Annotated in this window: 26 protein-coding genes and 1 tRNA gene; 11 read left to right on the forward strand and 16 right to left on the reverse strand. The window is 74.2% G+C overall.

What is annotated here, in order from left to right; all coding sequences use genetic code 11:
- Window positions 1-40 precede the first annotated feature (40 nt).
- The 3 genes from D1781_RS12535 to D1781_RS12545 form a co-directional block, all read right to left on the reverse strand.
- Window positions 41-1486, reverse strand: coding sequence for a serine/threonine-protein kinase (locus D1781_RS12535; protein WP_119482587.1), 1446 nt, complete (start codon window positions 1484-1486; stop codon window positions 41-43).
- Between the two features lie 70 nt (window positions 1487-1556).
- Window positions 1557-1814, reverse strand: a complete 258-nt coding sequence (locus tag D1781_RS12540; RefSeq protein ID WP_119482588.1) for a DUF6458 family protein — start codon at window positions 1812-1814, stop codon at window positions 1557-1559.
- 176 nt (window positions 1815-1990) lie between these two features.
- Window positions 1991-2308: a DUF7882 family protein gene (locus D1781_RS12545; protein WP_119483259.1), complete on the reverse strand. Its 318-nt coding sequence runs from the start codon at window positions 2306-2308 to the stop codon at window positions 1991-1993.
- 300 nt (window positions 2309-2608) lie between these two features.
- Between D1781_RS12545 and D1781_RS12550 the strand changes: the two genes are divergently transcribed.
- The 3 genes from D1781_RS12550 to D1781_RS12560 are packed head-to-tail and all read left to right on the forward strand — an operon-like array spanning window position 2609 to window position 5503.
- Window positions 2609-3250 carry a hypothetical protein gene (locus D1781_RS12550; protein ID WP_119482589.1) on the forward strand — a complete coding sequence of 214 codons (642 nt, stop codon included), beginning with the start codon at window positions 2609-2611 and terminating at the stop codon, window positions 3248-3250.
- The gene (locus D1781_RS12555) at window positions 3234-3818 is read left to right on the forward strand and encodes a signal peptidase I (RefSeq protein WP_119482590.1); all 585 of its coding nucleotides are present in this window, start codon (window positions 3234-3236) and stop codon (window positions 3816-3818) included. Before D1781_RS12550 ends, D1781_RS12555 begins: the two co-directional genes overlap by 17 nt.
- Window positions 3815-5503, forward strand: coding sequence for a choice-of-anchor G family protein (locus tag D1781_RS12560; RefSeq protein WP_119482591.1), 1689 nt, complete (start codon window positions 3815-3817; stop codon window positions 5501-5503). Before D1781_RS12555 ends, D1781_RS12560 begins: the two co-directional genes overlap by 4 nt.
- A 10-nt stretch (window positions 5504-5513) precedes the next feature.
- On the opposite strand, the gene D1781_RS12565 is transcribed toward D1781_RS12560, so the two are convergent.
- The gene (locus D1781_RS12565) at window positions 5514-6608 is read right to left on the reverse strand and encodes a spore photoproduct lyase family protein (protein ID WP_119482592.1); all 1095 of its coding nucleotides are present in this window, start codon (window positions 6606-6608) and stop codon (window positions 5514-5516) included.
- Window positions 6609-6754: 146 nt separating this feature from the next.
- Here D1781_RS12565 and D1781_RS12570 point away from each other — a divergent pair, with 146 nt between their 5' ends.
- The gene (locus tag D1781_RS12570; RefSeq protein ID WP_119482593.1) at window positions 6755-7681 is read left to right on the forward strand and encodes an aldo/keto reductase; all 927 of its coding nucleotides are present in this window, start codon (window positions 6755-6757) and stop codon (window positions 7679-7681) included.
- Window positions 7682-7904: 223 nt separating this feature from the next.
- Here D1781_RS12570 and D1781_RS12575 read toward each other — a convergent pair whose 3' ends face one another.
- Window positions 7905-8807: a 2-deoxy-5-keto-D-gluconate 6-phosphate aldolase domain-containing protein gene (locus D1781_RS12575; protein ID WP_158590088.1), complete on the reverse strand. Its 903-nt coding sequence runs from the start codon at window positions 8805-8807 to the stop codon at window positions 7905-7907.
- 91 nt (window positions 8808-8898) lie between these two features.
- Between D1781_RS12575 and orn the strand changes: the two genes are divergently transcribed.
- Together orn and D1781_RS12585 are read left to right on the forward strand one after the other, a co-directional pair.
- A complete protein-coding gene (gene orn, locus D1781_RS12580; RefSeq protein WP_119482595.1) occupies window positions 8899-9510 on the forward strand; it encodes an oligoribonuclease in 612 nt (203 codons plus the stop codon).
- Window positions 9511-9568: 58 nt separating this feature from the next.
- Window positions 9569-9644 (forward strand) — tRNA-His (locus D1781_RS12585).
- Window positions 9645-9687: 43 nt separating this feature from the next.
- Here D1781_RS12585 and D1781_RS12590 read toward each other — a convergent pair.
- Window positions 9688-9906 (reverse strand): hypothetical protein, encoded by a 219-nt coding sequence (locus D1781_RS12590; RefSeq protein WP_147392095.1) that lies wholly within the window; start codon window positions 9904-9906, stop codon window positions 9688-9690.
- 68 nt (window positions 9907-9974) lie between these two features.
- Window positions 9975-10214, reverse strand: a complete 240-nt coding sequence (locus D1781_RS12595) for a hypothetical protein (protein ID WP_119482597.1) — start codon at window positions 10212-10214, stop codon at window positions 9975-9977.
- 104 nt (window positions 10215-10318) lie between these two features.
- Between D1781_RS12595 and D1781_RS12600 the strand changes: the two genes are divergently transcribed.
- Window positions 10319-10669 carry a metallopeptidase family protein gene (locus tag D1781_RS12600; protein ID WP_119482598.1) on the forward strand — a complete coding sequence of 117 codons (351 nt, stop codon included), beginning with the start codon at window positions 10319-10321 and terminating at the stop codon, window positions 10667-10669.
- A gap of 99 nt (window positions 10670-10768) precedes the next feature.
- Here D1781_RS12600 and D1781_RS12605 read toward each other — a convergent pair whose 3' ends face one another.
- From D1781_RS12605 to D1781_RS12635, 7 genes are all read right to left on the reverse strand, one after another.
- Window positions 10769-11047: a hypothetical protein gene (locus tag D1781_RS12605; protein WP_119482599.1), complete on the reverse strand. Its 279-nt coding sequence runs from the start codon at window positions 11045-11047 to the stop codon at window positions 10769-10771.
- Window positions 11044-11637 carry a nucleoside/nucleotide kinase family protein gene (locus tag D1781_RS12610; protein ID WP_233551310.1) on the reverse strand — a complete coding sequence of 198 codons (594 nt, stop codon included), beginning with the start codon at window positions 11635-11637 and terminating at the stop codon, window positions 11044-11046. The genes D1781_RS12605 and D1781_RS12610 overlap by 4 nt, the downstream gene beginning before the upstream one ends.
- The gene (locus D1781_RS12615; RefSeq protein WP_119482600.1) at window positions 11634-12392 is read right to left on the reverse strand and encodes an energy-coupling factor transporter transmembrane component T family protein; all 759 of its coding nucleotides are present in this window, start codon (window positions 12390-12392) and stop codon (window positions 11634-11636) included. Before D1781_RS12615 ends, D1781_RS12610 begins: the two co-directional genes overlap by 4 nt.
- Window positions 12389-13819, reverse strand: coding sequence for an ABC transporter ATP-binding protein (locus D1781_RS12620; protein WP_119482601.1), 1431 nt, complete (start codon window positions 13817-13819; stop codon window positions 12389-12391). Before D1781_RS12620 ends, D1781_RS12615 begins: the two co-directional genes overlap by 4 nt.
- Complete coding sequence (locus D1781_RS12625; RefSeq protein ID WP_119483264.1) at window positions 13816-14430, reverse strand: ECF transporter S component; 615 nt, start codon at window positions 14428-14430, stop codon at window positions 13816-13818. The genes D1781_RS12620 and D1781_RS12625 overlap by 4 nt, the downstream gene beginning before the upstream one ends.
- Window positions 14431-14710: 280 nt before the next feature.
- Complete coding sequence (locus D1781_RS12630) at window positions 14711-16255, reverse strand: molybdopterin-dependent oxidoreductase (protein ID WP_233551311.1); 1545 nt, start codon at window positions 16253-16255, stop codon at window positions 14711-14713.
- Window positions 16256-16573, reverse strand: coding sequence for a hypothetical protein (locus D1781_RS12635; protein WP_119482602.1), 318 nt, complete (start codon window positions 16571-16573; stop codon window positions 16256-16258).
- Window positions 16574-16669: 96 nt separating this feature from the next.
- Between D1781_RS12635 and glgX the strand changes: the two genes are divergently transcribed.
- Genes glgX through treZ form a run of 3 tightly spaced genes read left to right on the forward strand, consistent with a single transcriptional unit; the run spans window position 16670 to window position 23023 of the window.
- Window positions 16670-18892 carry a glycogen debranching protein GlgX gene (gene glgX / locus D1781_RS12640; RefSeq protein ID WP_119482603.1) on the forward strand — a complete coding sequence of 741 codons (2223 nt, stop codon included), beginning with the start codon at window positions 16670-16672 and terminating at the stop codon, window positions 18890-18892.
- Between the two features lie 7 nt (window positions 18893-18899).
- Window positions 18900-21278 carry a malto-oligosyltrehalose synthase gene (treY, locus tag D1781_RS12645; protein ID WP_119482604.1) on the forward strand — a complete coding sequence of 793 codons (2379 nt, stop codon included), beginning with the start codon at window positions 18900-18902 and terminating at the stop codon, window positions 21276-21278.
- Entirely contained in the window at window positions 21275-23023 is a 1749-nt protein-coding gene (gene treZ, locus D1781_RS12650; protein WP_119482605.1) for a malto-oligosyltrehalose trehalohydrolase, read from the forward strand. Before treY ends, treZ begins: the two co-directional genes overlap by 4 nt.
- Window positions 23024-23092: 69 nt before the next feature.
- Here the strand turns inward: treZ and D1781_RS12655 are convergent, their stop codons facing one another.
- Window positions 23093-24427, reverse strand: coding sequence for an MFS transporter (locus D1781_RS12655; RefSeq protein ID WP_119482606.1), 1335 nt, complete (start codon window positions 24425-24427; stop codon window positions 23093-23095).
- 90 nt (window positions 24428-24517) lie between these two features.
- Between D1781_RS12655 and D1781_RS12660 the strand changes: the two genes are divergently transcribed.
- Window positions 24518-25732: an NAD(P)/FAD-dependent oxidoreductase gene (locus D1781_RS12660; protein ID WP_233551313.1), complete on the forward strand. Its 1215-nt coding sequence runs from the start codon at window positions 24518-24520 to the stop codon at window positions 25730-25732.
- 4 nt (window positions 25733-25736) lie between these two features.
- On the opposite strand, the gene D1781_RS12665 is transcribed toward D1781_RS12660, so the two are convergent.
- The gene (locus D1781_RS12665) at window positions 25737-26357 is read right to left on the reverse strand and encodes a class F sortase (protein WP_119482607.1); all 621 of its coding nucleotides are present in this window, start codon (window positions 26355-26357) and stop codon (window positions 25737-25739) included.
- Between the last annotated feature and the right edge of the window lie 14 nt (window positions 26358-26371).

Here is a 26371-nt window from a genome sequence, read left to right on the forward strand (position 1 = left end):
ACGTCAACCCCGGACGGGTGACGCCTGCCAACAGGACGGGTCAGTGCCGGCCCGGGCCGCGCCCCGGCGTGCCCGCAGGCCCGCCCTTGCCCTTGCCCTTGCCGCCACCGCCGCCCTTGCCCTTCGAGGCGCCGGCGACCTTCCCCCCGCCGTTCGCCGCGACGGGCTTCTCCTTCGCGTGCTCCTGCCCGGACTGCTGGGCGGGGCCCCTCGGTCCGGAGCCCGCTCCGGGTGTCGAGGCGGACCCGCTCGAGACCGCGACCGACGCTCGCGAGCCCGCCGCGCGCTGCGGGCGCTGCCCGGACCCCCCGCCGTCGCTGCTGGCGGCCGATGCCCGGACGGCCGCGACGGCGTCGATCGTGACCGACCGCGTCGACGCGGCTCCGACGTCGAGGGTCTGCGGCGCGCGGTCCGCGGGCTGCACGGCCGCCGTCGTCACCGCGTCACCCGCGGACGGCACCGCCGTCATCGCGACGCCGGCGGTCGCAGCGACCAGGACGAGGGCGGCGAGCACGCCGGTCGACCCCTGCAGCGCGGCCTCCAGCCGACGCGGTCGCGGCGGTGCGATCACCGCGATGGGCACGGTGTCGATCGCCTCCGTCGGGTCGGGGTCCGCGTGCGCGGCGCCCACGGCGCCGAGCGACCGCAGCCGCGCGGCGACCTCGGCAGCGGAGGGGCGCGCGTCCGGGTCGCGTCGCGTCATCGCGGTGAGCAGCGACCGCCAGCCGTAGCCGAGCCGGCTCGGCACGTCGGGGTCGCGCAGCAGCCGCGCGGAGAGGGACTCCACCGCGGGCCCGGGGAAGGCGGCCTCCCCCGTCGCGGCCTCGAGGAGGGCCAGCCCGAGCGAGTAGACGTCCGAGGCGGCGCCGACGGTGCGGCCGTACGCCTGCTCCGGGCTGAGGTACCGCGCCGTGCCGAGCAGCAGGCCGGCGGTCCGCGTCGAGGCCGACTCGAGCAGCTTCGCGAGGCCGAAGTCGGTCAGCTTCGCGCGGGTGCGCCCGCCGTCGTCGCCGGCGAGGAGCACGTTGCCCGGCTTGACGTCGCGGTGCACGATCCCGAGGGCGTGGAGGTGCACGAGGCCGTCCGCGACGTCGACCGCGACGTCGGCGAGCTCGGCCGGCGGGACCGGGCCGCCGGCCATGCGCTGCTGCAGCGTGCCGCCCTCGACGAGCTCCATCACGAGCCAGGTGCTCTCGCTCGTCACGACCACGTCGTGCAGGGCGACGAGCGCCGGGTGGTCGGCCATCGCGAGCAGCTGCGCCTCGCGACGACGGCGGTGCTCCGCGATCTCGTCGGGCTCGGCGGGAAGGACCTTGACGGCCACCCAGCGCTCGAGCGCGGCGTCCCAGGCGCGGTGGACCGCGGCGTTGCCGCCGCGCCCGATCACCTCGTCGAGCCGGTACCGCGAGGTGGCGTCCGCCGAGACGTCGGGCCGGGCCGATCCAGCCGGGTCGGCGGGGTCGGCGGGGTCGCTGACGATCGTCACTGCTGCCTCCGTGGCGCGGGGCGCCGAGTCGTTGCGGCCGACGGTGCGGGCCGGCCCGGACGCTGGAGGCCTACAGGCCGTCGGAGTCGACGGTGCGGGAGGTGCGCTGGTCCACGACGGGCGTCGAGGAGCCCGCGGCCGTGCGGGAGGTGGTCACGGTGCGGCGGCCGCGCAGCGTCAGCGCGAGGCCGACGAGGAACACCACGAGACCCGCGACCATGAGGATGTAGCCCGCGGTGTTCAGGCTGATGAGGGAGGTCTGCACCTTGACCGCGAAGGCGAGGATCGCGCCGATCACGAAGAGGACGACGCCGGTTCCCATGGTCATGAGGACTTCCGATCTGCGGGTGTCGATCGATGGGCGGGAGGCGACCGAGGGTCCGATCGCCCGGGATGCGGACGCCGTGCGGGTGGCGCCTGCTGATGAGCGGTCGATAGAACTACCGGAGAATGCTGAATACCTGCCGAGTAGACCCTTCGGGCCTTCGAACCCGGGATGCGACGTCAGGTGCGCTTGGTGCTCGTGGACCGGGCGAGCCGCCCGTCCTCCATGGTGACGATCAGCCCCCGCGAGCTCTGCGCGGACTCCGTGAGCTGCTTGATCCACTCCGGGTCGATCTCGGGCACCCGCGAGCCGTTGAACCGGAAGTACAGGTCGCCTTCGGGGTGCAGCCAGATCGAGCTGCGGCCGCTGCCGGCCTCGATGCCGTCGATCCAGGACATCGAGAACCGCTCCTGGTTCCGGAGCCGCTGCACGATGACCAGCTGCAGATGCGCCAGCAGCCGATCGTCGAACTCGACCGTCCAGTTGCCGTAGGTCATCGTGCCCAAGGTCCTGCTCGTCCCCCACCCTCGATCCGGCGTCCGCCGCCACCGCACCGTCAGCCGGGCAGGCCGATCCGACCGTAGGAGGCGCCGGCTCGGGCGAACGGGGGCTTGACGCGAGCGGTCGTTCAGCGATATATCGCCACCCCTCCCCCTTGATCTGGGTACAGGGGACGGTGAGGCCGCGCACGTCGGATCGTGCAGCGCGTCGCGTCAGCCCCTGCACGACCGCGCCCGGCGTCGAGCCTGATGTCCGCCCCGCGCGACCACCGCGGAACCCGAACAGGAGCCGGACCGATGACCTCCCCGACCGCGCAGCGACGCCGCCGCCGTCGCCTCCTCGCCCTCGCCTCGGCCGGGCTCGCCCTCTGCATCGGCGTGAGCGTCACCTCGCTCGCAGCCTGGCAGCAGTCCGTGAACATCGCCGGCGATCGTGGCGCCGGTGTCGGCTCCTCGCTGCTCGACATCGAGCTGAGCCTCGACGGCGGAGGTCACTGGACATCGGTGACGGCGACCTCGACCGGGAGCCTCCGGTTCGACACCGATGCGTCGCTGCTCACCCCGGGAGACACGGTGTACGCGTCCGTCCTGCTCCGCGCCGCGGTGAACTCGCGGGGAGCGAAGGTGAAGCTGAACGGCGGCAGCCTGACGTCCGCGACGCTCCTCACCGTCCTGCGCTACGCGGCGAAGCTGAACATCGGCTCGGCGGACTGCAAGCGGACGACCTTCCCGTCCGTGGGCGACGTCCTCGTCGGAGCGGACTCGCTGCTGTCGACGAGCGCGTCGGCCGCCTTCGACGTCCCCGCTCCGACCGTCGTCGGCGACCCGGGTCAACCGGTCGGACTGTGCCTCGCCGTGTCGCTGCCGGACACCGTCTCGACGGTCTACGGCGGTCTGAAGGCCACTCCTGTCTGGCGACTCGATGCGACGTCGATCTGACCGGAGCGCTGCGAGCGCGGCTTCGCGGCTGACGGACGGCCTGCTGCTCTGCTGCGGTGTCGCCGGTCTCGTCTGCGTCGCCTGGTGGGCGCTGTCGCTCGGCCTCGGCCTCGGCCTCGTCTCGTTCGCGACCGGTTCGATGTCGCCGCGCTACCCGACCGGTTCGATCGCCGTCACCGCGCCGGTCGCCCTCGACCGGGTGCAGGTCGGCGACGTGGTCACGGTGCAGCGCGGCGGCGGTCTGCCGCCCATCACGCACCGCGTGGTGTCCGTCCGGCTCGCACCGGGCGGCGGCCGCGCCGTCGTGGCGCTGAAGGGCGACGCGAACCGCGTGGAGGACCCGGCGCCCTACACGGTCACCGCCCTTCGCAAGGTGGTGCTCCCGCTGCCGCCGGTCGCGGACGTGCTGCGGTACACCGCCTCCCCGGCGGCGGTGATCGGGATCGGCGCCGTGATCGCGGGCTGCCTGGCTTCGGCCTTCTGGCCGGAGCGGATCCGGCCGCGGCACCGTGGGGACGTCCCGCCGCGGCGAGTCGTACCGGTGCCGGCCGGACGGCGCGACGCATGACGCAGCGGCGTCAGCGGCTGCGGGCCGCGCATCGTGTCGCAGCGGGGCTGGCGGCGTTCTCGGCCGTCGCGCTCGTGCTCACCGTCGGCGTGCACCCGACGTACGCCTCCTGGGTGTCCACGACGACGCTGGGACCCTCGGTCGGCACCGCCTCGTCGTCCTGCACCACGCCGGGCGTGTACCGCACGACCGCGACGAGCCGCTACCTCGCCGGCAGCGTCGCGGGGACGCCGATCGGCGGCAGCGCGCTCGCGCCGATGACGGCCGACAACCCCGCCTCGGCCGTCGTGCTGCCCTCGAGCGCCGTCCCGCGCGGCACCGACGCGGGCACGACCGCGGTGAGCGCTGCAGCGGTCGCCTCGGCCGTCCCCGCCCTCGCGTCGGCGACGGGCGCGCAGACCCAGTACGCCGGCGCGACGAGCTCGGGACGCTCCGACGCGGCGAGCGGCGCCGTCACCGGCAGCGGCGCGGTGGACGCGAGCGCGATCGCTGCCGGCACCGCCCCGGCGGTCGGCGCGATCGACGTCAGCGGGCTGCTGGCCGGTGTCGCCGGCGGGAGCGCGGCCGCGAGGCAGCTCACGCGGCTTCGGCTGACGACCGGCCCCGCGGCGGCGACCGCCGCGCTGAACGAGTGCGCGCGGCGCTGGGGCGCCCCGCTCTCGAGCGCGCTCACGCGCTCCGCGACGGCGCCCTCGCTCGTCCTCCGGGCCCGCGCGGGCGCGGTGAAGGACCTCGTCGACTCGGCCGCGGACCGCTCGGCCGTGAGCACCGTCGTCGCCTCCGTCACGGCGGGCTCTGGCACGAGCAGCGCCGAGTCCGCCATCGGCGCCGCGGCGGGCAACGACCTCGTGGGCGCGCTGCGATCCGCCCTCGGACTGCTCGCCTCCCTCGTCGGCACGCCGTCGACGACCGTCAGCGTGACCACCGACCTCAGCGGGGTGACGACCGCGGCGCAGCGCGGCGTCGACGCGCCCGCCGGCGGGCTCCGCCTCGACGGCGCCACCGGCGACCTCACCGCCGACCTCGCGGCGCTGAGCGGCAGCGCCGCCGCCGCACCGAACACGACCGTCGTCTCCACCGCGACGACGAGCGCGATCACGTCGCGGCTGTCCGGCGCGAGCGGCGTGCTCGTCGACGGCGTCGACGCCGCCTGGGACGCGGCGCTCGCCGGGACGAGCGTCACCGTGGACGTCGCGGTGCCGCTGACCGGCGTCGGCACGGTGACCGCGCGGCTCACGGGCACCGCGGCGCAGTTCGCGGCCGGGACGGAGACCGTGACCGGACCGGCGGTGACGCTGCTGCCGAGCACCGCCCTCCCGGTCGGCCTCGACCTCTCGGCGATCACCTCGATCGCGCCGGCGCTGCTCACGCCGTCGTCGAAGGCCCCCGTCTCGACGCTCGTCGTCGCGCCGCTCACGAGCGCCGTCGCAACGGCGAAGTCGGGCCTCGACGGGACCCTGTCGACCACGCGGTCCCTGCTCGCGGGTCAGCTCGCCGTGCTGCCGACCCTGCTGTCGGTGACCGTGAACGAGCAGCCGGACGTCACGCCCTTCCCGTCCCCCGTCCCCGGCCTGGGCAGCGGGTACCAGGTGACCGCGCTGCGGGTGAAGGTGCTCGGCGGCAGCGCGCTGGACCTCGCGGTCGCCGCCGCGTCGGTCGGTCCCGACCGCACCGTGAACGAGTGAGGCGGCCGGTTCAGAAGGCGTAGCGGACGCGGCAGAACGGCAGCTCCTCGGCGAGGATCGCGAGCAGCTGCTGGAGGTGGACGCGCTTCTCGGAAACGCGGTACCGCACGTTGATCGCGCCGTTCTCGCTCCGCTTCGGCTCCTGCAGACCGGGCTGCCAGAGCACCTCCTCGGCCTTCGGGTGCCAGCCGAGGTTGACCTCGTGCAGGGCCGCGTTGTGCGTGAGCATGATCACCTCGCACGCGAGCTGCGCCTTCGCCGCCGGGCCGATGCCGTCCGCGAGCTGCCGGAACAGCTGCCGCCACTCCTCCTGCCAGCCCGGGGCGACGATGACCGGCGAGAAGTTCACGTGCACCTCGTACCCGGCCGCCACGAAGTCGTCGATCGCGGCGATCCGCTCCGGCACCGGCGTCGTGCGGATGTCGGTGAGCTTCGCCATCGCGGCGGGCATCAGCGAGAAGCGGATCCGGGTGCGCCCCTGCGGCTCCCAGTCGAGCAGCTCGCGGTTCACGTACTTCGTCGCGAAGGACGCCTTCGCCGTGTCCAGCGTCGTGAACACGTCGACGAGGTCGTGCACGTTGTCGCTGACGAGCGCGTCCGCCGAGCAGTCGCTGTTCTCGCCGATGTCGTAGACCCAGTCGTGCGGGTCGCACTGGTTCGGCTCGGGCTTCCGGCCCTGCTTGCCGACGTGGCGGTGGAGCGCGCCGGCGATGCGGTCGATGTTCGTGAAGACCGTGATCGGGTTGCTGTACCCCTTGCGGCGCGGGACGTAGCAGTAGGCGCACGCCATGGCGCAGCCGTTCGCGGTGGAGGGCGCGATGAAGTCCGCGCTGCGGCCGTTCGGGCGCACCGTCAGCGTCTTCTTCACGCCGAGCACGAGCGCCTCGCGCTTGATCCGCACCCAGCGGCGCACGTTCGCCTCGTCGCCGTGCAGCTCGGGAATCCGCCAGTGGCTCTCCACGGGCACGATCTCGGCGTCCGGCCACCGCGCCGCGATCTCGCGCCCGCGCGGCAGGTCGAGCGCCGCCGGCTCCGCGTAGATGCGCGAGACGTCGATCAGGGGCGCGGTGGTCGCGCTCGCGACGGGCGCGGCGGTGGTGGTCATCGGATCAGCGTGCGTCCGGGCACCGACACCGGCCGGGTGCCCGCTGCCGGGCGCCGGCCCCGCGTCCGCCGGAGGCGACCGGTGCGGCGGCTGAGCGCGGCCTCCGCACGGACCGGTTCCCGGCGGCGGGTGGCACCATCGGCGTCGTGAAGCAGCTCGACCTCCCCCAGACCGACCTCACCGCATCCGACGTCGTCCTCGGACTCATGCGGATCCCGGACATGAGCGACGAGGAGATCCGCACCCTCGTGCGATCCGCGCTCCACGCGGGGGTGACGATGTTCGACCACGCCGACGTGTACGGCGGCGACCACCTCTGCGAGCGCCGGTTCGGCGAGGCGATGGCCTTCTCGCCCGCCGAGCGCGAGCAGGTCGTCCTCCAGTCGAAGGTCGGCATCCGCGACGGGTACTTCGACTTCTCGACGGAGCACATCCTCGCCTCGGTCGACGAGTCGCTCGCGGCGCTGCGCACGGACCACCTCGACGTGCTCCTCCTCCACCGGCCCGACGCGCTGGTCGAGCCGGACGAGGTGGCGGCCGCCTTCGACGCGCTCGAGTCGGCCGGGAAGGTGCGGCACTTCGGCGTCAGCAACCACACGCCGTACCAGGTGGAGCTGCTGAAGCGGTCGGTCCGCCAGCCGCTGGCGTTCAACCAGGTGCAGCTGAGCGTCACCCACGCGAACCTGATCGCGGCGGGCGTGGCCTCGAACATGGCCGACCTCGACCAGTCGATCGACCGCGACAACGGGATCCTCGACTACGCGCGGATCAACGGCATCACGCTGCAGGCGTGGTCGCCGTACCAGGCGGGCTTCTTCACCGGGACCTTCATCGGCGACCGCGAGCACTACGCGGAGCTGAACGACGTGCTGGACGAGCTCGCGCAGCGGTACGACGTGACCCCGACCGGCATCGCGACGGCGTGGATCACCCGCCACCCCGCGCAGATGCAGGTGATCCTCGGCACGACGAAGCCGGAGCGCGTCCGTCAGGCCGCCGCGGGCTCCGACGTGCGCCTCTCCCGCCCCGACTGGTACCGCCTCTTCACGGCCGCGGGGCACACCGTCCCCTGAGGCGCCTCCCCCTGCGTCCCCGGGGGCCTGCTCGCGAGCACGACGGCAGGACGCAGACGCTCGCTCCGTCTTGTCGACGTCGCCGGGTCCTGCCGTCGTGCCCCCGCGAGCGATCCGGCAGGACCTGCTCACTTCAGCAGGACGAGACGCGGCCTCAGGTCCTGCTGGAGTGAGCAGGTCCTGCTCGATCGCTCTCCTGCGCCGATCGGGGGCGGGAGGCGGGTCAGCCGCGGGCGTCGAGGTACGTGCGGACGAAGTGGGTGTAGTTGTCGGCGACCTGCTTGCGGGCGGTCGCCTCGTCGATCCGCTCGGCGAGCCGGGCCTCGAGGGCGTCCCACCAGTTCGACCGGCCGATGGCGAACCCGACGAAGCCCTCCACGGGCGCGGCGACGCGCAGCCACTCGTCGAGCTGTTCGGTCGGCGCGTGCCGGCCGAGCACGATGCAGCGGCCGTCGCGCCCGTCGCGCCGCGCGGCCGCGGCGATCCGCTCCGCGTCCTCCCGCTGCGCGAGGCCCTCGATCTTCCAGATCGCCGGCTCGACGCCGTGGTCCTGGAGGAACTCGATCGCCGACACGGTCAGGCCCGGCCGCAGCTCCCGGTCGTAGCGGTCCGTGTCGCCGTCGACCTTCGCGCTGTCCTCGTCGGTCGCCGGCACGAGCAGCTCGACGATGAGGTCGAGCCCGGCGCGGCGGGCCCAGGAGGAGATCGTCGCGACCTTGTCCGCCTGCGCGGCGCGCTGCTGCGGGTCGAGGCCCGGGTTGTCGCGGATCAGCACCTTCGGGTGCTTCGAGCCGAAGAACTCGGCGTGCGTGCGCCAGTCGTGGCCGTAGGCGAAGTCGAACCACTCCTGCCCGCTCGCCTCGATCGGCATCGCCAGGCTGACTCGGTCGTCGGCCTGCGCGAGCACCGCGGGCGAGGCGCCGTACTGCTCGTCGACGAGGAACCCGGGGCGGGCGCCCTCCGGCAGGCCCGGCACGGCGTCGAGCAGGCCCCGGTAGACGAGCAGCTTGTTCGCCGCGATGCTCGCCGCCTGCTCCGGCGTCGGCGCGGACTCGAGCTCGTACAGCTTCTGCTCGATGCTGTCGCGCTGGTCCATGGCGAGGATGAAGAGGAGCGGTTCGGTCACCACAGCATGCTGCGCCCGTCCCGCTGCGCGTCGCGTGCGAGCGGCGGCGCACGACCAGGTGGCCGTCGGGGCCCTCGTTAGGATCGAGCCCATGCCTTCCGGTGACCGTCTCGTGTGGATCGACTGCGAGATGACCGGGCTCGACCTGGCGGTCGACGAGCTCGTCGAGGTCGCGGTCGTCGTGACCGACTTCGAGCTGAAGGTCCTCGACCCCGGCTTCGACGTCGTGATCAAGCCGTCGGAGGCCGCGAAGGCGCAGATGGGCGACTTCGTCACGAAGATGCACACCACCTCTGGGCTGCTCGAGGCGATGGAGCAGGGCGTGAGCCTCGAGGAGGCGCAGCGGCAGGTGCTCGAGTACCTGCAGCGCTTCGTGCCGCAGGCGGACACCGCGCCGCTCGCCGGCAACACGATCGGCACCGACCGCGGCTTCCTCGCGAAGTACATGCCGGACGTCGACCACTTCCTGCACTACCGCAGCATCGACGTCTCCTCGATCAAGGAGCTCGCCCGCCGCTGGTACCCGAAGGTGTACTACGCGGCGCCCGCGAAGCACGGCGGCCACCGCGCGCTCGCCGACATCCTCGAGTCGGTGCGCGAGCTCGACTACTACCGAGCGACGCTGTTCGTGCCGCAGCCGGGGCCGACCTCCGAGGACGCCCAGGCGTCCGCGACGCGCATCAGCGAGGCCTTCACGGCGTGAGCCGCGGCTCCGCCGCTCCGGTACACTTCTCGAGGTCCCGCGGCGACGCGGGCGCGTGGTGGGCGTAGCTCAGTTGGTAGAGCGCTGGCTTGTGGTGCCGGAAGTCGCGGGTTCGAGTCCCGTCGTCCACCCCATCCCCTCCCGGTCCCGGACCGGTTCTCGACTCGGCCGCGCCGGTCACTCCTCGCGGTCGTCGTCGCCGCCCCGGTCGCGGCGCCGCCGGTCCTCGTAGGCCGGCAGCAGCAGGACGAGCGCGAGCAGGCCGAGCGAGCCGCCGATGAACGGCAGCGCGTCCAGGTCCTGGCCGCGGGACAGCTGGATGGAGATCCTCGCCGCCGAGGAGATGATCAGCCAGAGGGCCATCGCGGCGTAGACGAAGGTGATCGTCGTCCTCATGCGCACCAGCCTGCGGTACACCGGATGGACGTCTTCCGCACGCCGCCCCTGCCGCGTGCGCGATCGGGCTACCGCTCAGGCCCGGCCTCCGCGTCCGCCGCGGCCTCCGCCTCCCGGTGCCGGGTGAGGCGCCGGTCCTCGTACGCCGGCAGGAGGAGCACGAGGCCGACGAGGCCGATCCCGCCGCTGATGAACGGCAGCGCGTCGACCTCCTGCCCCGCGCCGAGCTGGATCGCGATGCGCGCGCCCGCGGCGATCAGCAGCCAGAACGCCATGAGGACGTAGACCACGAGCAGGAGCGACCGCATGGTCCCAGGATGGCGCACCGCACCGAGGGCCCCGGCCGGATGCGCGCGACGCCGTGCCCGTGCTGCGCACCGCGCGCCGGACCGCGCCCGGCTAGCGTCGGAGGATGCCCGTGCAGCTCCCCGCCGACGAGTTCGAGCGCCTCGTGGAGGCGGAGCTCGACGCGCTGCCGGCGGACATGCTCGAGGGGCTCGAGAACATCGCGTTCGTGATCGAGGACGAGCCGGACGACGACGAGGACCTCTTCGGGCGCTACGAGGGGGTCGACCTCACGCAGCGCGGCCAGTACGGCTTCGGCGAGCTGCCCGACCGGATCGTGCTGTTCCGGCTCCCCCACCTCGACGCGGCGGAGTCGCTGCAGGAGCTCCGCGACGAGGTGCGCACGACGCTCGTGCACGAGATCGGCCACTTCTACGGCCTCGACGACGACCGGCTCCACGAGCTCGGCTGGGCCTGACTCCCGGCGCCCTGCGACCGCCGCCCGGATGCACGACGCGCTCCGCGTCGTCGCGCCGGGGGCGGGACGACGGGGAGCGCGTCGCGGCGGGAGCCGGGATCAGAGGTGCTCGGACTCCTCGTTCGGGTCGGCCTGGCCCTGCAGGTTGTCGCTGTCCTTCGCGTCGAACGAGTAGCGGACGTACTGCTCGCCGTTCAGCTCGCGGGTCTCGCCCGCGGCGTACTCGAACATCGCGTCGGTGCCGTCGACGAGCGCGTACTGGGTGATCCGGGGCTCCGGGGCGCCGTCCTGGAGGAACCGGTGCTCGGTGGTGCCCTCCAGCGGACCGTCGAGGTACTCCGCGACGTACTTGGCGGGTTCGGAGGAGGTGTCGCTCATGGCCGACGAGGATAGTGAACGTCTCCGGTGCGCGCGCCGAACAGCGCCTGCGCGAACCGTCGGCCGTCGACGACGAGATCCGCGGAGCGCACCGGGTCCTCGCGGGCGATGAAGGCGCGCTCCTGGCGCGCCCACCGCTCCCAGTGCGGCGCATAGCCCTCCCCGTCGCGGTCGAGGGCGCGGGCCCGCCGCTCGGGCGACGCCAGCTCGACCCAGATCCGCAGGTCCGCGAACGCCGCCGCGCGGCGCGAGAGCGCGCCGCAGCCCTCGACCACGAGCGGCCCGGGCGGCAGGCGGAGGGCTTCTGCGGGGCGGTCCGCCGCCCAGTCCCAGCGTCGGAGCCCGGTCGGCGCGCCGGCCGCCCGCGGCACGAGCGCCCGGTCGACGAGGGCGTCGGCGGCGGCGGTCAGGCCGTCCCAGCCCGGGTACGCGTCGTCGAGCCGGAGCAGCGCTCCGTGCCGGGCGAGCGCGGCCGCGAAGGTCGTCTTGCCGGACCCGCTGCGGCCGTCGACGAGCACGACCGCGTCCGGCCGGCCGCGTAGCGCGCGCTCCGCCGCCGCGAGCGCGAGCGCGGGGTCGATCCCGGTCACTGGAGGAGCACGAAGCGGTAGGTGCCCGCGATCAGGCCCGCGGCCACCGCGCCCCCGGCGACGACGAGCCCCGCGAGCAGCACCGCGAGGTCCGGGCGGCCGAACCGGGACGGGCGCGACCACGTCCGCGGCCCCGGCGCACCGAGCCCGCGCGCCTCCATCGCCGTCGCGAGCGCGACCGCACGCCGCAGGGCCACGACGAGCAGCGCGAACGCCTGCCCGGGCAGCCGGCGCACGCGACCCCGGTCGCCCACGCCGCGGGCGCGGCGGGCGAGCGCGATGGTCCGCCAGTCCTCGCCGAGCACCTCGAAGAGCCGCACGCCGGCGAGTCCCGCGAGCACGAACCGGTCGGGCAGGTGCAGCCGCTGGCCGAGCGCGTCGGCGAGCCGCGTCGCGTCGAGGTCGGTGAGCAGCACGACCGCGGGCAGCGCGACGGCGAGCAGCCGCAGGCCGGTCGCGATCGCGAGCGCGATGGAGCCGTCGCTGACGGCCACGAGCCCGATCCGCAGGTGCACGGTCCCGCTCTCCCGGCCGTACAGCAGCACCGTGAGCGCGACGAGCACCGAGGCGACGGCGACCGCGGCGGTACGCGGAGCGAGGCGCCCCAGGGGCACGCGCGCGAGCGGTGCGAACAGGGCGACGAGCACGACGGCCGCCGTCGCGGTCACCGCGTCGAGGCTGAGCAGCAGGACCAGGTCGATGAGCAGCACGACCCCGATCGCGGTGAGCGGGTTCACGGCCGCGACGCGGGTCACGCCGACACCTCCGCGGCCCGCCCGACCGGCACGACGCGGTGCGCGGCAGCGGCGAGCAGCGGGTCGTGCGTGACGGCGAGCACGCCGGTGCCGTCCGCGACGACGTCCGCGAGCAGCCGGACCAGGGCGGCCCAGGTCGTCGCGTCCTGCCCGAACGTCGGCTCGTCGAGCACGACGAGCCGCGGCGCCGCGGCGAGCGCGCTGCCGACCGAGAGCCGCCGCTGCTGGCCGCCGGAGAGGGTGAAGGGGTTCGCCTCGGCCAGCGGGGCGAGCCCGAGCCGGTCGAGCAGGTCGTCGACGCGGGCCCGCCGGCGCGCCTCCGGGACCTTGAGCGCCCGCAGGCCGACGCCGAGCTCCTCGCGCACGGTGCCGGTCAGGAACTGGTGCTGCGGGGACTGGAAGACGACCGCGATGCGCGTCAGGAGGTCGCGGGACCGCCACCGCTCCGGCTCGCCGCGGAGGCCGGCCGCGAGCGCCGCGGTCGGTCCGACGCGCCCCGAGACGGGCGGGAGGAGCCCGCCGAGCGTGAGCCCGAGCGTCGTCTTCCCGGCGCCGTTCGGTCCCACGACGGCGGTCAGCCGACCGCCGTCCAGGCCGAGGTCGCCGATGCGCGCCACCGGTCGGCCGCGTCCGACGACGAGGCCCTCCGCGCGGATCAGGCCCTCGCCGGGCGCCGCCGGCACCGGCACGACGGGACTCAGGCCCGGCACCCACACGCCCGCGGCGGCGAGCGCGGGACCGTGGGCCGCGAGCACCGCGCGCGACGGCCCGTCGGCCAGCACGCCCTCGCGGCCGAGCACGACGACGCGGTCGACGGCGTCCTGCCACGTGGCGACGCGGTGCTCGACCACCACGAGGGTCGCGCCGGACGCCGCGACGCCGCGCGCGACGGCGTCGCGCACCTCCTCCACGCCCTCGGGGTCGAGGTTCGCGGTCGGCTCGTCGAGCAGCACGAGGCCCGGCGCCATCGCGAGCACGCCGGCGAGCGCGAGGCGCTGCTTCTGGCCGCCGGACAGGGCCGTCGCCGACGCGTCGCCGGGCACGGCGAGGCCGACCTCGGCGAGCGCGGCGGGCACCCGCCGCCGGATCTCCTCGATCGGCACCCCGAGGTTCTCCGGGCCGAACGCGACGTCGTCGGCGACCCGGGGCAGGATCACCTGCGACTCGGGGTCCTGCAGCACGAAGCCGGCCCGGCCGGGCGCCGGGCGGCGGCCGTCGATCAACAGCTCGCCCCGCGCCTCCCCCTGGTCGTCGCCGAGCACGCCGGCGAGCGCCGCCAGCAGCGTCGACTTGCCGCTGCCGGAGGCGCCGAGCAGCAGGACACGCTCCCCCGGCTCGACGACGAGGTCGAGCCCGTCGACCGCCCAGGCGAGGCGGCCGCCGTGGCGCCAGCCCCAGCCGCGCGCCTCGATGCGGGCGGCCGTCACACCGCGCGTCGGGCGGCGCGTCCGCTCGCGAACCGGTCGAGCACGCCCGTCGCCGCGATCGCGCGCACGAGCGGCGAGCAGACCAGGCCGACGACCGCACCGGACACGACCGTCGAGACGGCGTAGACGACGGCGAAGGCGGGCGTGGACCCCGCGTAGTAGAGCGGGAGGTCGACGAGGCACTCCCCGATCCCGGCGCCGGCACCGGCGAGCAGCGCCGCGACCGGGCCGAACGAGCGGTACAGCAGGATCGCGAAGACGATCTCGGCGCCGAGACCCTGCACGAGGCCCGACAGCAGCACGACCGCGCCGTAGTAGGGGAAGACGAGCAGCTCGAGCGCCGCGGCGACGAACTCCGCGTACAGCGCCGCGCCGGGCTTGCGGACGATGAGGCCGGCGAGCGGGCCCGCGATCAGCCACGGCCCGTTCAGGACGCCCTGCAGGCCGGGGAGCAGCGGCTTCAGCGCCTCGCCCGGCCCGGTGGAGAGCGCGATCCACGCGATGAAGATCACCGCGCACGCGACGGCGACGACGCTGGCGACGACGATGTCGACGACGCGCCAGCGGAGGGTGCGACCGGTGGTGGTCGCGGTGGATGACGTGATGGTCATGGTGCCCGCCTCGGAAGGATCGAGCACGGGCGGTGTGAAGAGTCCTCCCTGCGCCGGCATGATCCGGATCAGGTCTGGGGCACGGCCGTCGGCCGCGCCCCACGGTCGGAGCTTGGAGCAGCTCCCTCTCAGCCCGGCTCACCGGACTCCCGTGTCACGCCGATCCTAGGCCCTTCGTTCTGCAGGCACCCGTCGCCCAGACAGCTCGCACGGATCGAGGCCGCGCTGGTGGCCCTCTCCGTCTCGGAGGCGTGACGTGCCTACGAAACGAAGTCGTTGGTCAGGTGATCGCGACCCGGACCGTGTGCAGCCCGGTCGCGCCGTCCGGCACCTCGCCCTGCACCTTCGCCGTCTGGACGAGCCCGTCGGCGTCCGTCGCCCGCACCCGGAGCACGTGGTCGCCGGGCGTCGCCGTCCACCGGTACCGCCACTGCCGCCAGACGTCGACGGACCAGTCCCCCGCGAGCTCGCAGTCGCGCCACGGCCCGTCGTCGACCTGGAGCTGCACCCGGGCGATCCCGGTGTGCTGCGCCCAGGCCACCCCGGCGACGGTCACGACGCCGGCCCGCGTGGCCGAGCGCGGCCGGTCGATCCGGCTCGACACCTTCACCGGCGCCTGCGCGCTGTAGCCGCGCGTGGTCCAGTAGGCGGTCGACCGGTCGAAGCGGGTGACCTCGAGCCGCGTGAGCCACTTCGTCGCGGAGACGTACCCGTACAGGCCGGGCACGACCATGCGCACCGGGAACCCGTGCAGCTGCGGCAGCGGCTCCCCGTTCATCCCGATCGCGAGGATCGAGTCCCGGTCCGGGTCCTGCAGCACGGACAGCGGCGTGCTGGCGGAGAAGCCGTCGGCGCCGGAGGAGAGCACCATGTCCGCGCCGGCCTTCGGCGTCGCGCGGGCGAGCAGGTCGCGGATGCTCGTGCCGAGCCAGACGGCGGTGCCGTTCAGGGTGCCGCCGACCTCGTTCGAGACGCACATCAGCGTCGTCGGCGACTCGTGCATCGGCAGCCGGGACAGCTCCTCGTAGCCGATGGAGAAGGGGTGCTCGACCTCGCCGGCCACCTCGAGCCGCCAGGACGCCGGGTCGATCGCGGGCGGGGCGAGCGCGATGTCGATGCGGTAGAAGTCCGCGTTCGGCGTCACGAGCGGCGTGAGCCCGGGCACGTCGAACGAGTCGCCCGCGGCGGGAGGCGCGGCGGTGCGCGAGGGCGTCGGCAGCGTCACGGCGGCGATCGCCCGCTGCGTCCCGCGCTGCCCCGCCGTCACGGCGCGGGCGACCGCGCCGGCCGCGATGCCGACCGCGGTGGAGACGATCGCGCCGCGGAGGAAGTCGCGTCGACCGCGCTCGGCGCCTCGGGTGACGAGCGCCGACAGAGAGGCGCCGCCGACGACCGCCGCGACGATCGACGGCGCCGCGTCGGGCAGGCTCGCGCCGGTCCGGGTGACCGCGGCTCCGGCCGCGACCACGCCGATCAGGGCCACCGCGACCGCGCCGAGCGGGCGCCGGCGGCGCTGCAGCAGCCCGGCCAGGGCACCGAGGCCGAGCACCACGACGAGCAGCACCGCGATGAGGAACGGCTTGTCGCCGGTGCCGAACGCCGCGATCACCGCGCTCTTCAGGAACCCCGGCGTGAGGTCGATCACGAGCGAGCCGACGGACAGGACCGGGCTCGCCGCGGCGCTGAACACCGCGGCCGTCAGCTCGCCCGCCCCGAGCGCGAGGGAGGCCGCCGCGACGCCCGCCAGCGCGGCGAGCGCGCTCGACGGCCGCTCGGCCGAGGGCTCCTCGACCGGTCGCTCGAGCAGCGGCGCGGGCTCCGTCACCTACTTCTTCAGCGCCTTCACGACGCGCGCGAGCGCCTTGCCCGAGACCCACACGAGCGGGATCGCCACGGCGGCGAGCGCCACCGGGTTCGCCTGGAACCGCACCCCGAGGCTGTCGCCGACGTAGGCGCCGACCGGCACGGCGTAGGCGCCGCCGCCTCCGCCGCCCTCCTCCTCCGGGCCGCCGCCGCCGAAGCCGTACGCGACGAGGGCGACCGGCACGAACGTCGTGCCCTCGATCTCGCGCTCCTCGCCGTAGGCGACCTGGGCACCGAACTGCTTCAGCGTGTCCGCGATGCGGACCGGCAGGGAACTCATGGGGCGACGGTAGACCCCTTCTCCACGGGCCGCGCTCTCCAAGGGCGGCGCCGATACCCTCGTCGCCGTCCACGCCCCCGTCACCTTGGAGCCGCCGTGCAGCCCTGGCCCGGAACCGCCTACCCCCTCGGAGCGACCTTCGACGGGACGGGCACGAACTTCGCCCTCTTCTCGGAGGTCGCGGAGCGGGTCGAGCTCTGCCTGTTCGACGAGGACGGCACCGAGACGCGCGTCGACCTCGTCGACGTCGACGCCTACGTCTGGCACGGCTACCTCCCGCAGATCCAGCCGGGCCAGCGCTACGGGTTCCGCGTCCACGGGCCGTACGACCCGGCGAACGGCCTGCGCTGCAACCCGAGCAAGGTGCTGCTCGACCCGTACGCGAAGGCCACGGTCGGCGCGTACGACTGGGACCAGTCGCTGTTCTCCTACACGTTCGGCGACCCCGACTCGACGAACGACGACGACTCGGCGGGCAAGGTCATGCTCTCCGTCGTCGTCAACCCGTTCTTCGACTGGGCCGGGGACCGGCCGCCGAAGACGCCCTACAACGAGACCCTCGTCTACGAGGCGCACGTGAAGGGCCTCACCTACCGGCACCCCGACGTGCCGGAGGCGGAGCGCGGCACGTACGCCGGCCTCACCAACCCGCACGTCATCGAGCACCTGCAGAAGCTCGGCGTCACCGCGATCGAGCTGATGCCGGTGCACCAGTTCGTGCAGGACTCGACGCTGCTCGAGAAGGGCCTCCGCAACTACTGGGGCTACAACACGATCGCGTTCTTCGCGCCGCACAACGAGTACGCCTCCGCCGGGCAGCTCGGGCAGCAGGTGCAGGAGTTCAAGTCGATGGTGAAGGCCATGCACGACGCCGGCATCGAGGTGATCCTCGACGTGGTCTACAACCACACCGCGGAGGGCAACCACCTCGGCCCGACCCTGTCGATGCGCGGCATCGACAACGCCGCCTACTACCGCCTCGTCGACGACGACAAGCGGTTCTACATGGACTACACCGGCACGGGGAACTCGCTGAACGTGCGGCACCCGCACGCGCTGCAGCTGATCATGGACTCCCTGCGCTACTGGGTCACCGAGATGCACGTCGACGGCTTCCGCTTCGACCTCGCCGCGACGCTCGCCCGCGAGTTCTACGAGGTCGACCGGCTGTCGACCTTCTTCGAGCTCGTGCAGCAGGACCCGATCGTCAGCCAGGTGAAGCTGATCGCCGAGCCGTGGGACATCGGCCCCGGCGGCTACCAGGTCGGCAACTTCCCGCCCCAGTGGACGGAGTGGAACGGCAAGTACCGCGACACCGTCCGCGACTTCTGGCGCGGCGAGCCCTCCACGCTCGGTGAGTTCGCGGCGCGGCTCACCGGTTCCGCCGACCTCTACGAGAACGACGGGCGGCGCCCGGTCGCCTCGATCAACTTCGTCACCGCGCACGACGGCTTCACGATCCGGGACCTCGTCTCGTACAACGAGAAGCACAACGACGCGAACGGCGAGGGCGGCAACGACGGCGAGTCGCACAACCGCTCCTGGAACAGCGGGGTGGAGGGCGAGACCGACGACCGCGAGGTGCTGACGACCCGCGCGAAGCAGCAGCGCAACTTCATCGCGACCCTGCTGCTCAGCCAGGGCGTGCCGATGCTGCTGCACGGCGACGAGCTCGGGCGCACGCAGGGCGGCAACAACAACACCTACGCGCAGGACAGCGACATCGCGTACGTGCACTGGGACCAGGCGGACGCGCCCCTGATCGAGTTCACGGCCGCCGTGTCCCGCCTCCGCAAGGACCACCCCGTCTTCCGTCGGGCGCGGTTCTTCGACGGCCGCCCGCAGCGCCGGGAGGAGGGGGCGCCGAAGCCGGACATCGAGTGGCTGCGCCCGGACGGCTCCCCCATGCAGCCCGAGGACTGGGACAGCGGCTTCGGCCGCGCCGTCGGCGTGTTCCTGAACGGCGAGGGGCTGCGCGACCGCGACGCCCGCGGCGAGCGCGTGACGGACGTCGACTTCCTCCTCTACTTCAACGCCGACCCCGACGTCGTGAAGTGCAAGCTCCCTGCGAGGACGTACGGAGCCTCCTGGGACGTCGTCGTGGACACGAGCGGCCGCAACACCGATCGTGGTCCACTTCGTGCGGGCAACCAGCTCCCCCTCGACGGGCGCTCGCTGGTGGTGCTCCAGGCCCATCAGGACCTCGAGACCGAGCCCGACCACTCGGTGGCGGCGTCGCTCGCCGTGCTCGCCAACGCCCAGGCGACCGGGCAGGCCGCCGCGCAGGTCGCCTCCGATCTCAAGCCCGACAAGAACTAGGACCCCCGTGACCGATCCCCGGCCCGCTCCCGTCTCCACCTACCGCGTCCAGGTCCGCGCCGCGTTCGACCTCCACTCGGTCGCCGAGCTCACCGACTACCTCGCCGACCTCGGGGCGGACTGGGTCTACCTGTCCCCGCTGCTCGAGGCGGAGCCGGGCTCCGACCACGGGTACGACGTGATCTCCCACGAGCGGGTCGACCCCGCGCGCGGCGGCGACGAGGGCCTGGTCGAGGCCGCGAACGCCGCGCACGGCAAGGGCCTCGGCGTGCTCGTCGACATCGTGCCGAACCACATGGGCGTCGCGACGCCCGCGAAGAACGCGTGGTGGTGGGACGTGCTGACGCACGGCCGCGACTCGCGGTACGCCGACGCGTTCGACGTCGACTGGGACTTCGGCGGCGGGAGGCTCCGCATCCCGGTGCTCGGCAGCGCCGACGACGTCGACGCGTTGAAGATCGAGGGCGACGAGCTCGTCTACTACGACAACCGCTACCCGATCGCGCCGGGCACGGCCGACGACGGCGCGGACGCGCGGACGGTCCACGAGCGGCAGCACTACGAGCTCGTCGACTGGCGGCGGGCGGACTACGACCTGAACTACCGCCGGTTCTTCGCCGTCAACACCCTCGCGGGCATCCGGGTCGAGCTGCCGGAGGTCTTCGACGCCTCCCACCGCACGATCGTGTCCTGGATCCGCGACGGCCTCGTCGACGGGCTCCGCATCGACCACCCGGACGGGCTCGCCGACCCGAAGCGCTACCTCGACGACCTCGCCGAGGCCACCGCCGGCCGCTACGTCCTCGTCGAGAAGATCCTCGAGGGCGACGAGCCGCTGCCGGAGGACTGGGCCACGGCCGGCACGACCGGCTACGACGCGCTCGGCGACGTCGACCGCGTGCTGATCGACCCCGCCGGCGAGGAGCCGCTCACCGCGCTCGCCGCGCGGCTCGGAGGCCCGACGGACTGGAAGGCGCTGATCCACGACACCAAGCGCGAGGTCGCCGACGGCATCCTCCGCTCCGAGGTGCTGCGGCTCGTCCGCACGGCGGCCGACCTGACGGACGGCTGGGCCCCCTCCGCCGGTTCCGACGCGTCGCGAAGCGACGGGGCGGCCGTGCGAGGGGACGACCCCGAGCGCCTCGCCGACGCGGTCGGCGAGCTGCTCACCTGCTTCCCCGTCTACCGGTCCTACCTCCCCCGCGGCGTCGAGCAGCTCGACGCGGCGGTCGAGGACGCGAAGCGGCACCGGCCCGACCTCGCCGCGGAGCTCGACGTCGCCTCCCGCCTGCTGCGGGACCCGTCGACCGCGGTGGCGCAGCGCTTCCAGCAGACGAGCGGCATGGTCATGGCGAAGGGCGTGGAGGACAGCGCGTTCTACCGCTTCACCCGCCTCGGCAGCCTGACCGAGGTCGGCGGCGAGCCCGACGACTTCGCCGAGACCGTGGAGCGCTTCCACGAGCGGCAGGCGCGGCGCCAGGCCGACTGGCCCGGCGCGATGACGACGCTGTCGACGCACGACACGAAGCGCGGCGAGGACGTCCGCGCCCGCATCGACGTCCTGTCCGAGACGCCCGAGGAGTGGGCCGAGACCCTCGACGCGCTCGAGCGGCTCGTCGGCTTCGGCGACCCGACGTTCGCGAACCTGCTCTGGCAGGCGACGGTCGGCGCCTGGCCGATCGAGCGGGACCGCCTCCAGGCCTACGCCGAGAAGGCGTCGAAGGAGGCCGGCGTCTCGACGACGTGGACCGCGCCGGACGAGGCGTTCGGGAAGCGGCTCACGGCCGCGGTCGACGCCGTCTACGACGACGAGACCGTCGCGACCCTGATCGAACGGGTGTCGGCCGGGCTGGACGCGCCCGGCTGGTCGAACGGGCTGTCGATGAAGCTGCTGCAGCTCGCCGCGCCCGGCGTCCCCGACGTCTACCAGGGCAGCGAGCTCTGGGAGCAGAGCCTCGTCGACCCGGACAACCGGCGCCCGGTGGACTTCGCGCTGCGGCGCGAGCTCCTCGCGGAGATCGACCAGGGCGCCCTCCCGGCGCTCGACGAGGTCGGCGCCGCGAAGCTGCTCGTCGTCGCGAAGACCCTCCGCCTGAAGCGCGACCGCCCGGAGCTGTTCACCGGCTACACGCCGCTGACCGCCTCCGGCGAGGCCGCGGACCACCTCGTCGCCTTCGACCGCGGAGGCGCGATCGCCCTCGCCACCCGCCTGCCGGTCGGCCTCGCCGAGCGCGGCGGCTGGGGCGACACGGTCGTCGACGTCGGCAGCGCGCCCGTCGTCGACGTGTTCACGGACCGCGAGTACCAGGGCGGCGAGCTGCGCGTCGCCGATCTGCTGGAGCACTACCCCGTCGCGCTGCTCGTCGAGGTCGGAGGAAAGCCGTGACCGTCCCCGTTCGCCACCCCCTCGCCGTCTGGGCGCCGAAGCCCGAGCGGCTCCGCCTCCGGCTCGGCGAGCAGACCCTCCCGATGACCCGCGCGGACGACGGCTGGTGGACGCCGGAGGGCGTCGACGACGTGCCGGCCGACGCGCGGTACGGGTACCTGATCGACGACGAGCGGACGCCGCGGCCGGACCCGCGCTCCCGCCGGCAGCCCGACGGCGTGCACGAGCTGTCGCAGCGCTTCGACCCGGCCGCATTCGGCTGGACCGACGCCGCGTGGACCGGTCGCCCCCTCGCGGGCGGCGTGATCTACGAGCTGCACATCGGCACGTTCACGCCCGACGGCACGCTCGACTCGGCGATCGACCGGCTCGACCACCTCGTCGACCTCGGGATCACGCACGTCGAGGTCCTGCCGGTGAACGCGTTCAACGGCCGCTGGAACTGGGGCTACGACGGGGTCCTCTGGTACGCCGTGCAGGAGACGTACGGCGGTCCGGAGGCGTACCAGCGGTTCGTCGACGCCTGCCACGCCCGCGGGCTCGCGGTGATCCAGGACGTCGTCTACAACCACCTCGGCCCTTCGGGGAACTACCTTCCGGAGTTCGGGCCCTACTTCTCCGAGGGCGGCGCGAACACGTGGGGCACGTCGATGAACCTCGACGGCCCCGAGTCGGACGAGGTGCGGCGCTACATCATCGACAACGCGCTGATGTGGCTGTCGGACATGCACGTCGACGGGCTCCGGCTCGACGCGGTGCACGCCCTGGTCGACAGCCGCGCGCAGCACCTCCTCGAGCAGCTCGCCGAGGAGACGGCGGTGCTGTCCGCGCACCAGGGCCGGCCGCTCACGCTGATCGCCGAGTCGGACATGAACGATCCGACCTTGATCACCTCGCGGGAGGCGCACGGCTACGGCCTCGACGCGCAATGGAGCGACGACTACCACCACGCGCTCCACGTGGCGCTGACCGGCGAGACCACGGGCTACTACTCGGACTTCGAGGGCCTCTCCGTGCTCGCCCGGGTGCTGACGCACGGGTTCGTGCACGACGGGACCTACTCCTCGTTCCGGGAGCGCCACCACGGCCGCCCGATCGACCGGCTGACGATGCCGACGAACCGGCTCGTCACGTTCGCGCAGGACCACGACCAGATCGGCAACCGCGCGGAGGGCGACCGGCTGTCGCAGTCCCTCTCCCCGCAGCGCCTCGCCGTCGGTGCGGTGCTGAACGTGATGACGCCGTTCACGCCGATGCTGTTCATGGGCGAGGAGTGGGGCGCCACGACCCCGTGGCAGTTCTTCACCTCCCACCCGGAGCACGACCTCGGCGAGGCGACGGCGAAGGGCCGCATCGACGAGTTCGCGAAGATGGGCTGGGACCCGGACGTCGTGCCGGACCCGCAGGACCCGGCGACGTTCCAGCGGTCGAAGCTCGACTGGTCGGAGCCGGAGTCCGGCCACCACGCGGGCCTGCTCGACCTGCACAAGCGGCTGATCCTGCTGCGCCGCCGGCTGTCGGACCTCACCGACCCCCGCTTCACCACGACGGAGGCCGCGGCGGACGACGAGGCCGGCGTGATCGTGCTGCAGCGCGGCGGCGTGACCGTCGCGGCGAACCTCGGCGCCGAGGAGGCGGGCGTCGCGGTGGACGGCGCGCTCGTGCTGAAGACCGCGGAGGCGGTGGCGGTCGAGGACGGCACGCTCACCCTCCCGCCCGACAGCGCGGCGATCCTCGTCGCCTAGCCCCGCGCTTCCCGCGTGCGGTCCGGTCGACCGGGCCGCCCGCGGGGCGCAGGGGGACGCTCTCGGGGCTCAGGCCCCGGCTGGGCGCGGCGGGCGCCTGCGGTCGGCGACCACGAGCGCGGCCGCAGCGCCCGCAGCCAGGGCGGCGGCCGCGCCGTCGGCGAGGTCGACCCCCGTCACGCCGGCGAGCACCACGAGCGCGGCGACGCCGAGCGCCGTGCCGAGCTGCGCCGCCGTGTTGACCGCGCCCGTCGACCCGCCGACGAGCGCCGCGGGCACGTCCGTGGCGATCGCGGTCGCCGGAATCGAGGCGATCCCGAGCCCGATCCCCACGACGGTGGTGACCGTCGCCGTGCCGAGGACGGACGGCGGGGTGAGCCCGAAGGCCGAGTCGCCGATCGCGATCCCGACGAGGCCGACCGCCGCGGCGCTGCGGGGCCGCAGCGCCGCGCCCAGCCGGGGTGCGACGAGCGCGCCGACGACGGCCCCGATGCTGGTCGGCAGCAGCGCGAGCCCGGCGACGAGCGGCGACACGTGCAGCTCCTCCTGCAGCTCGACGGTGGCCAGCACGGCGACGGGGCTGGTCGTCGCCGTGTTCACGAAGGACGCGAGCACGCCCGTCCGGAGGTTCGCGTCGCGCAGGCCGCCGGCGGGCAGCAGGGGCGTCGACGTCCTCCGCTGCTGGCCCACGAGCAGCCCGGCGAGCACGAGGCCCGCGACCAGGAGCGCGACGCCGCCGGGCCTGGTGGCCGGCTGCTCGGCGAACGACGCCCCGAGCACCAGGGAGCCGACCGCCGCGACGAGCAGCAGCCCGCCCGCCGCGCCGAGGCGCAGGACCGGGTCCCGATCCGACCGGACGGCCGCGGTGAGCGGCGTCAGGGCGAGCAGCAGCACGGCCGCGACCGGTCCCGCGATCCAGAGGACGGCGGGCCAGCCCGCGACCTGCGTGAGCAGCCCGCCGACGAGGAAGCCGCACGCCCCGGCGGTCGCACCCGCCGCCGTCCACCCGCCGAGCGCCCGTCGCCGCGCCGCAGGGTCCGGCGCTGCGGCGAGGAGCAGCCGGAGCGCGGAGGGCACCGACACGGCGGCGGCGCAGCCCTGGAGCGCCCGCGCCGCCGCGACGGTCCCGACGCCCGGCGCCAGCGCCCCGAGCACGCCGATCACGCCGAACGCGGCGACGCCGCCGAGGAGCAGGCGCCGGTGGCCGAAGCGCTCCCCCGCCCGCGCGCCGAGCACGAGGAACGCGCCGAAGGCCGTCGGGTAGGCGCTCGCGAGGACCGCGGCCGCGGACGGCGGCGCCGACAGGTCCGCCGTGATCGACGGGATCGCGGTCGTGCCCGACGTCACGCCGAGCACGTCCACGAACTGCACGAGGCAGAGCGCGAGGACGAGGGGACGGCGCATCCCGGCACGCTACGGGCGGCCGGCGACAGGGCCCCGGGCGACCCGGATCACCTTCGAAATGCACTCAGCGGGTGGTGCTTGAGTGCACTCGTGACCCGATACGAGTACGTCATCGTCGGCGGCGGCATGATCGCGGACGCCGCGGCGAAGGGCATCCGCGAGCTCGACCCCGACAGCGCGATCCTGGTGCTCGGCGACGACCCCGACGAGCCCTACACCCGGCCCGCCCTGTCGAAGCTGCTCTGGATCGACCCCTCGTTCACCGAGGACCAGGTGCCGCTCGGCACCGGCGCCAGCGGCGCCGAGGTCCGCACCGGGGTGATGGTGGAGTCGATCGACCCCGAGGCGAAGACCGTGACGGTGTCCGGCGCCGCCGACGGCCGGGACGAGACCCTCGAGTACGGCGCCCTGCTGCTCGCCACCGGCGGGTCGCCGATCGAGCTCGACGTGCCGGCCGGCGACCGCGTGATCTACTTCCGCACCTTCGCCGACTACCGGCACCTGCGCCGCCTCGCGGAGGACCGGCCGCACGTCGCGGTCGTCGGCGGCAGCTACATCGGCACGGAGATCGCCGCCGCGCTCGTGCAGAACGAGTGCCGCGTGACCCTCGTGACGCCGGACTCGGTGCTGCGCGAGAAGGTCCTGCCCGGGGACCTCGCCCGGCGCTTCCAGGGCTGGTTCGAGGACGCGGGCGTCGAGATCGTGCCCGACACCCGCATCGCCTCGGGCGAGGCGACCGAGGACGGCGTCGTCCTGACCACCGAGGACGGCGGCTCGATCGAGGCGGACGTGGTCGTCCTCGGGCTCGGGATCACCCCGAACACGGCGCTCGCGGAGGCGGCCGGGCTCGATGTCGAGGACGGGATCGTCGTCGACGAGCACCTGCGCACCTCGAACCCGTCGATCTACGCCGCGGGCGACGTCGCGAGCTACCCGGACGCGCTGCTCGGCCGCCGCCGCATCGAGCACGTCGACCTCGCCCGCAAGCAGGGCCGGGCGGCGGGGCGCGCGATGGTCGGCGACGAGACCCCGTTCACCTACACGCCGTACTTCTACTCGATGGTGTTCGGCCACCGGTACGAGGCCGTCGGCACGCTCGACTCGTCGCTCGACACCGTCGCCGCCTGGGCGGAGCCGCTGGACAAGGGCTCCGTGTACTACCTCGACGGCGACGCCGTGCAGGGCGTGCTGCTGTGGGGCAACTCCTCCGACGCCGAGCCGGACGCGCGGGACGGCGCGAAGGAGGCGCTGGCGGAGCCGACGCGGTTCTCCCGCGAGGAGCTGGCGGGCCGCACGCTCGCCTGAGCCGTCAGGCCCGCAGGGTGGCGTACAGCACGAGGTTGTCCGTGTAGCTGTGCGCCATCGGGTCGAAGGGCTCGCTGCAGGTGATGAGGCGCAGCTGCGCGTCCGGCGTCGGGCCGTAGACGGCGTCGCTCGGGAAGAGCGCCTTCTTCACCACGTGGCTGCCGTCGACCGAGAACCGCACGGTCCGGCCGTCGGACATCCGCACCTCCACGAGATCGCCGGGGCGCAGCTGCTTCAGCCGCACGAACACGGCGGGGCCGAGGATCGTGTCGAGGTGGCCGACGATCACCGCCGCGCCGACGTCGCCCGGCACGACGCCCTTCGCCCACCAGCCGGCGGTGTCCGCGAGCTCCGGCGCGACGAGCACGCCGCGGGAGTCCTGGTGCAGCCGCTCGAGCCCGGAGTCCACCCCGATCTTCGGGATGACCAGCCGCACCGGCGTCGCCGTGCTCCGCGTCGGCGCCTGCGAGACCATCGGGTCCTGGAACCGGCCGGTGCCGCCGCGGGCCTTCCGGCGCTCCGCGGCCGTCATCGACGCGAGGCGCTCCTGCTCGGCGCGCACCTGCTCCGCCGCCGCGCGCTGATCGGTCGCGTGGCGCCACGCGACCGCCGCGCCCCCGCCCATCGCGAGGATGAGGA

The sequence above is a fragment of the Amnibacterium setariae genome, assembly GCF_003581425.1.
Classification (GTDB): domain Bacteria; phylum Actinomycetota; class Actinomycetes; order Actinomycetales; family Microbacteriaceae; genus Amnibacterium; species Amnibacterium setariae.

Coding starts and splice junctions, on each gene's coding strand:
- D1781_RS12545 (WP_119483259.1), bottom strand. CDS start 2,308: ATGACCTACGGCAACTGGACGGTCGAGTTCGACGATCGGCTGCTGGCG.
- D1781_RS12635 (WP_119482602.1), bottom strand. CDS start 16,573: ATGAGTTCCCTGCCGGTCCGCATCGCGGACACGCTGAAGCAGTTCGGT.
- D1781_RS12600 (WP_119482598.1), top strand. CDS start 10,319: ATGCCCGTGCAGCTCCCCGCCGACGAGTTCGAGCGCCTCGTGGAGGCG.
- D1781_RS12665 (WP_119482607.1), bottom strand. CDS start 26,357: ATGGGCGGGGGCGCGGCGGTCGCGTGGCGCCACGCGACCGATCAGCGC.
- D1781_RS12605 (WP_119482599.1), bottom strand. CDS start 11,047: ATGAGCGACACCTCCTCCGAACCCGCCAAGTACGTCGCGGAGTACCTC.
- D1781_RS12555 (WP_119482590.1), top strand. CDS start 3,234: ATGCGACGTCGATCTGACCGGAGCGCTGCGAGCGCGGCTTCGCGGCTG.
- D1781_RS12590 (WP_147392095.1), bottom strand. CDS start 9,906: ATGAGGACGACGATCACCTTCGTCTACGCCGCGATGGCCCTCTGGCTG.
- D1781_RS12595 (WP_119482597.1), bottom strand. CDS start 10,214: ATGCGGTCGCTCCTGCTCGTGGTCTACGTCCTCATGGCGTTCTGGCTG.
- D1781_RS12560 (WP_119482591.1), top strand. CDS start 3,815: ATGACGCAGCGGCGTCAGCGGCTGCGGGCCGCGCATCGTGTCGCAGCG.
- D1781_RS12550 (WP_119482589.1), top strand. CDS start 2,609: ATGACCTCCCCGACCGCGCAGCGACGCCGCCGCCGTCGCCTCCTCGCC.
- D1781_RS12655 (WP_119482606.1), bottom strand. CDS start 24,427: ATGCGCCGTCCCCTCGTCCTCGCGCTCTGCCTCGTGCAGTTCGTGGAC.
- D1781_RS12565 (WP_119482592.1), bottom strand. CDS start 6,608: ATGACCACCACCGCCGCGCCCGTCGCGAGCGCGACCACCGCGCCCCTG.
- orn (WP_119482595.1), top strand. CDS start 8,899: ATGCCTTCCGGTGACCGTCTCGTGTGGATCGACTGCGAGATGACCGGG.
- D1781_RS12625 (WP_119483264.1), bottom strand. CDS start 14,430: ATGACCATCACGTCATCCACCGCGACCACCACCGGTCGCACCCTCCGC.
- D1781_RS12540 (WP_119482588.1), bottom strand. CDS start 1,814: ATGACCATGGGAACCGGCGTCGTCCTCTTCGTGATCGGCGCGATCCTC.